The sequence below is a fragment of the Streptomyces sp. NPDC005408 genome (assembly GCF_040606445.1).
Classification (GTDB): Bacteria; Actinomycetota; Actinomycetes; order Streptomycetales; family Streptomycetaceae; genus Streptomyces.
The window spans coordinates 1-4,076 of sequence record NZ_JBEXEX010000120.1 but is presented as its reverse complement, the minus strand read 5'-3'; the positions used below and the strand labels follow the sequence as shown (position 1 = coordinate 4,076).

Annotated in this window: 4 protein-coding genes; 3 read left to right on the top strand and 1 reads right to left on the bottom strand. The window is 68.1% G+C overall.

What is annotated here, in order from left to right:
• The first annotated feature begins 208 nt into the window (after window positions 1–208).
• The 3 genes from ABZS64_RS39075 to ABZS64_RS39065 all read left to right on the top strand — a co-directional run bounded on the left by ABZS64_RS39075 (window position 209) and on the right by ABZS64_RS39065 (window position 2,516).
• Entirely contained in the window at window positions 209–1,138 is a 930-nt protein-coding gene (locus ABZS64_RS39075; RefSeq protein WP_355839944.1) for a DUF6192 family protein, read from the top strand.
• A gap of 89 nt (window positions 1,139–1,227) precedes the next feature.
• Window positions 1,228–1,560: a hypothetical protein gene (locus tag ABZS64_RS39070; protein ID WP_355839942.1), complete on the top strand. Its 333-nt coding sequence runs from the start codon at window positions 1,228–1,230 to the stop codon at window positions 1,558–1,560.
• 26 nt (window positions 1,561–1,586) lie between these two features.
• The gene (locus ABZS64_RS39065; RefSeq protein WP_355839946.1) at window positions 1,587–2,516 is read left to right on the top strand and encodes an IS5 family transposase; all 930 of its coding nucleotides are present in this window, start codon (window positions 1,587–1,589) and stop codon (window positions 2,514–2,516) included.
• 47 nt (window positions 2,517–2,563) lie between these two features.
• Here ABZS64_RS39065 and fabV read toward each other — a convergent pair whose 3' ends face one another.
• The gene (gene fabV / locus ABZS64_RS39060) at window positions 2,564–3,772 is read right to left on the bottom strand and encodes an enoyl-[acyl-carrier-protein] reductase FabV (RefSeq protein ID WP_355839940.1); all 1,209 of its coding nucleotides are present in this window, start codon (window positions 3,770–3,772) and stop codon (window positions 2,564–2,566) included.
• Window positions 3,773–4,076: the final 304 nt, after the last annotated feature.

Genomic DNA, 4,076 nt, shown 5'->3' with positions numbered 1-4,076 from the left:
TGTGATGGGTGGCAGAGTCGTTCAGCTGTGTATCGGGTTCGGTGCTGTGTTCGGGCAGGAGTGGGACGGTTCGCACGTGATGCCGGGTATTTACGGTCGTTTGTGGTGACCTTGGGGTGGGCGGCGGAGCCTGTCGGGCATATGCGGGCCGGAGTTGTTGCGGCTGGTGAGGGGCCGGCCCTTCCGCCCGCCCAGGGAGTGGGTTGTCGTGACCCAAACGATCGGCAGCATGCCGGGTGAGCGTTTCGAGGATCTGGTGCACCAGTCGATTCAGCTGGTCCGGGTGATGACGGGATGCCAGTTCACGCTGGGAGACATCGCGTTGGAGATCGCGCCGCTGCGTACGCACGGCGGGAACATGCTGCTCGAGGAGGACGAGCTGGGGGTGGAAGGCTCTCTGCGGCTGTTCGCCGAGGCGATAGGCCTGTCGTTCCATACGGTGCGGACGTATCGGTGGGTGGCCGCGCGGTGGCCGAAGGACCAGCGCCAGGAGGGCGTCTCCTTCGAGGTCCACCGGATCCTGGCGTCGACGCCGGACGCGTACGAGTTGATCCAGCATCCGCCGGCCGACGAGCGGACGGGAGACCCGCGGTGGAGCGGGGATGCGGCGAAGCGGGCGGCGGGCTGGCCGACCGCGACACCGGTGACGGTGGCGGAGAAGGTGGAGGCCATCCGTGACCTTGCGCAGGACGAGCAGGTGGCGGCCTTGGTGGCGTGTGATCTGCTGCACCGGCCGGAGGTCGCGTTCCGTGCGATGCGGGACCGCCAGGCCCGTGAGCTGGTCAATCAGGCCCAGTTCGACCAGGCCGAACGCGTCGAGGACGACGGTGAGGAGGACTGGTGGGACCAGCCTGAGGCGGATCAGGACGACGGTGTCATTGATCCCGTCGCGATCGTGCGGGGTTTCCACCGGGCCATGGAGTTCACCGACTTGATCGGTGTCTGCCAGGGCTTTGTGGCCGGGGCGAGCCGGCTGGTGCCGAAGCTGCGCGGCAGGGAGTTCTCCGAGTCTCAACTCGATCTGGTGACACGGCATTTGGAGAAAATCAGGGCGACGGCGGACTGGATCGAGACCGCGGTCTCCACCGGCAAGGTGGACCTGGATGAGGCCCTGGCCGAGCTGCTGCGGGGCCAGTAGCCATGAAACGGCGGGCGGGGCATCCCGCTCATGTTCATGCCGAAGCGATACGCAAAGCTCTGGAAGAGGCACGTCCTGCCGGGCTGCACTTGAAGCAGCTGGCCAAAGCCACCAAACGGAGTCCGGCACAGGTCTGGACGGGTATCCGGTTCCTGCGCAAGAACGCGGTCAAGGACGGACTGCCGCCGGTGACCCACAACCGCCGGGACGGCTTCCAGCTGTCCGAGGACCCCGAGGTATGGATCGCCTACGAACAGGCGGTCTTCGAGGCCGAGTTGCACCGGATGACGAACTTCATCGAGGGGATAATCGCCCCGCACACCAGACGCACCCCGAAGGACGAGTGGGCCCGCCTGATCCTCGACCAGCTCGGCGGAATCAGAGCCACCCTCGAAGTCCTCTCCCGCATGGAACGGTCATGACCTGCACCCATACCGAGCAAGGCGCCGTGCGTGAGCGGCACTACCCCAGCGACACCACGGACGCCGAATGGGCCGTCCTGGAACCTCTGCTGCCACCGCCGGCCTGCACCCGGCCCACGGGCGGCCGCCCCGAGAAGCACCCGCGCCGAAACGTCGTCGACGCCATCCGCTACGTGAACGACAACGGCGTGAAGTGGAGGTCCGTTCCGGTCGACTTCGGCATCCCCTGGCGGACCGTGTTCGGGTTCTTCCAGCGGTGGAGAGCCAGCGGGGACCTGGCCCGCATCCACGCCGAGCTACACGAGCAGGTCCGCGTCCATGACGGCCTCAACCCCCGCACCGTCGCGGTGATCCTGGACTCGCAGTCCGTCAAGGGCGCCGAAACGGAAGGCAGCGGCACGCGAGGCTTCGACGGCCACAAAATGATCAATGGCAGGAAGCGCCACCTCACGGTGGACATGCGCGGCATGCCCCTGACCGTCATGGTCACCGATGCCTCCCCGCACGACAGCGTCCCCGCCCGCGACCTGCTCTTCCGCCTCCACCTCACCCACCCCGAGGTCACCGTCGTCTGGGCCGACTCCGCCTACGGCGGGCCCCTCGCCGACTGGGCCCGCTCCTTCCTCGGCCTGACCCTCAAGACGGTGCCCCGCCGCAAGGACCAGGACGGCTTCGCCGTCCTCGCCAAGCGGTGGCGAGTGGAGCGGGCCATCTCGTGGGTCATGCGAGCCCGCAGAAACGTACGGGACTACGAACGGCTCATCTCCCACAGCGAAGCCCACATCGCCTGGACCACCATCACCCTCATGACCCGCCGCCTCACCCAGCCGCCCCGCCCACCGCGCACCACACCGCACCCCGTCGAGCAGCCCCAGGCAGCCGCCAGGCCTGCGCCCATACGCCTCCGGGCCAAGCTGCCGCAGACGATCCGCCTGGCCACTGCCGCCGCGCGGTGAATTGTCTTGACCTGTCCGCCCCTGGTTCCAGGCACTCGTGGCGCAGGTCAGATAGTGGGAGTGGGCCAGGGGACGTCAGTTTCGACGGCGGCGGTGTAGTCGACGCCGGGGGCAGCGAAGCCGTACAGGCGGCGGACTTCGTCACTGAACCAGTCGAGATCGGCGAGCTCGGCGATGCTTTCGCTGGTGGCAGTGCTCCAGCGTTCAGCAACGGCGTTCTGCACGGCGGGATCGAGTTCCCAAGTGTCCAGGCGGATACGGCCCTCGTCGTCGAGGTCGAGGGGGCGGGCGCCGGTCAGCTGGTCCCACAACTCGACCAGTTGACCGATCGGAGCCACCATGGCGTCACCGAGGACGCCGCGCAGCAGCCCGACGTACAGGGCGATGCCGGGGATGGCGGTGGAGGACTGGGTGACGGCAGCGGCGTTGACCGAGGTCACGGCCCGACCGCCCGCTGTCTTGCCGAGGCGCTCGTCCAACGTGCGTGCGGTGGCTTCCAGATGGGTCTTTGCGGCGCCGATTGTGCCCTGCCGGTAGATCGCCGCGGTGAGCGGCGAGCCGATGTAGGACAGGGCGGCGGTGGTGAAGCCGTCAGCGAGCAGGGAGCGGTCGGCCAGGAAGGTGATCCACCGTTCCCAGTCGGTGCCGCCCATCACCGCCACGGTCTGCTCGATGTCGTCGCCCTCGGCCGGCGCGGTGGTGACCTCCTTGACCTCCGGAGCACCGTGCTCGTCGAAGACGAGGGTTTTGGTGGTGTTCGCAGAGCCGATCGGCTTGAGGACCGAGGCATACACGTTGCCGGTGTCCGGGTCGGTGCGGCGAGGAGCGGCCACCGAGTAGATCAGGAAGTCGAGTCGTCCCCCGAAGCGCTCGGTCAGGAGGTTGGCGACCTGCTCCTTTATCGTGTCGCTGAACGCATCGCCATTGAGGAAGACCATGTCCCGCCCGTGCTGTTGGGCGAGCCGGGCGGTGGCGGCGGTGCGATACCAGCCGGCCGTGCCGGTGCGCCGCGCGGGCGCCTTCTCGAAGCACACGCCGATGCCACGGATACCGACACGGGCCAGGCCCGCGATCGTGGCGGCCAGGCCATACCCGGCGGACGAGCCGATGACCAGAGCCACCGGCCCCTCGCCGCCGTTGGTGACCGAGTCGGGGACGGCCTGCCACATCTCGTCCACCAGCCGCTCGCAGCCGCTGGGATGGGAGTCGAGGAAGAGGAAGCCCCGGCTCTTGGGCGCAATGACGCGTTCGCTCACGGTGTGGTGTCCCAGGTGTCGTCACGGACAAGGACGCGGCGGCCGCCTCGGCCACCCCGTCCCGCAAGTCTGCGCTGGTGCGGACGAACACGGTGATCTTGGCCGACACAACGATGTCCAGCCGGGCTTGGAGGGTTCCCACTAGCTCAAGCGGGGGTCGCTGGCGACGCCCAAGCCCCATCCCGCGGGGTAGAACCGAACTCGCCAATCCGCAGGAACGTCTGATGAAGCTCTATTCGGAGGCGCGGCACTGACACTCCGGGGTCCTGCACCAGATATCTCCAGCTGCTGCAGCGCCGACACG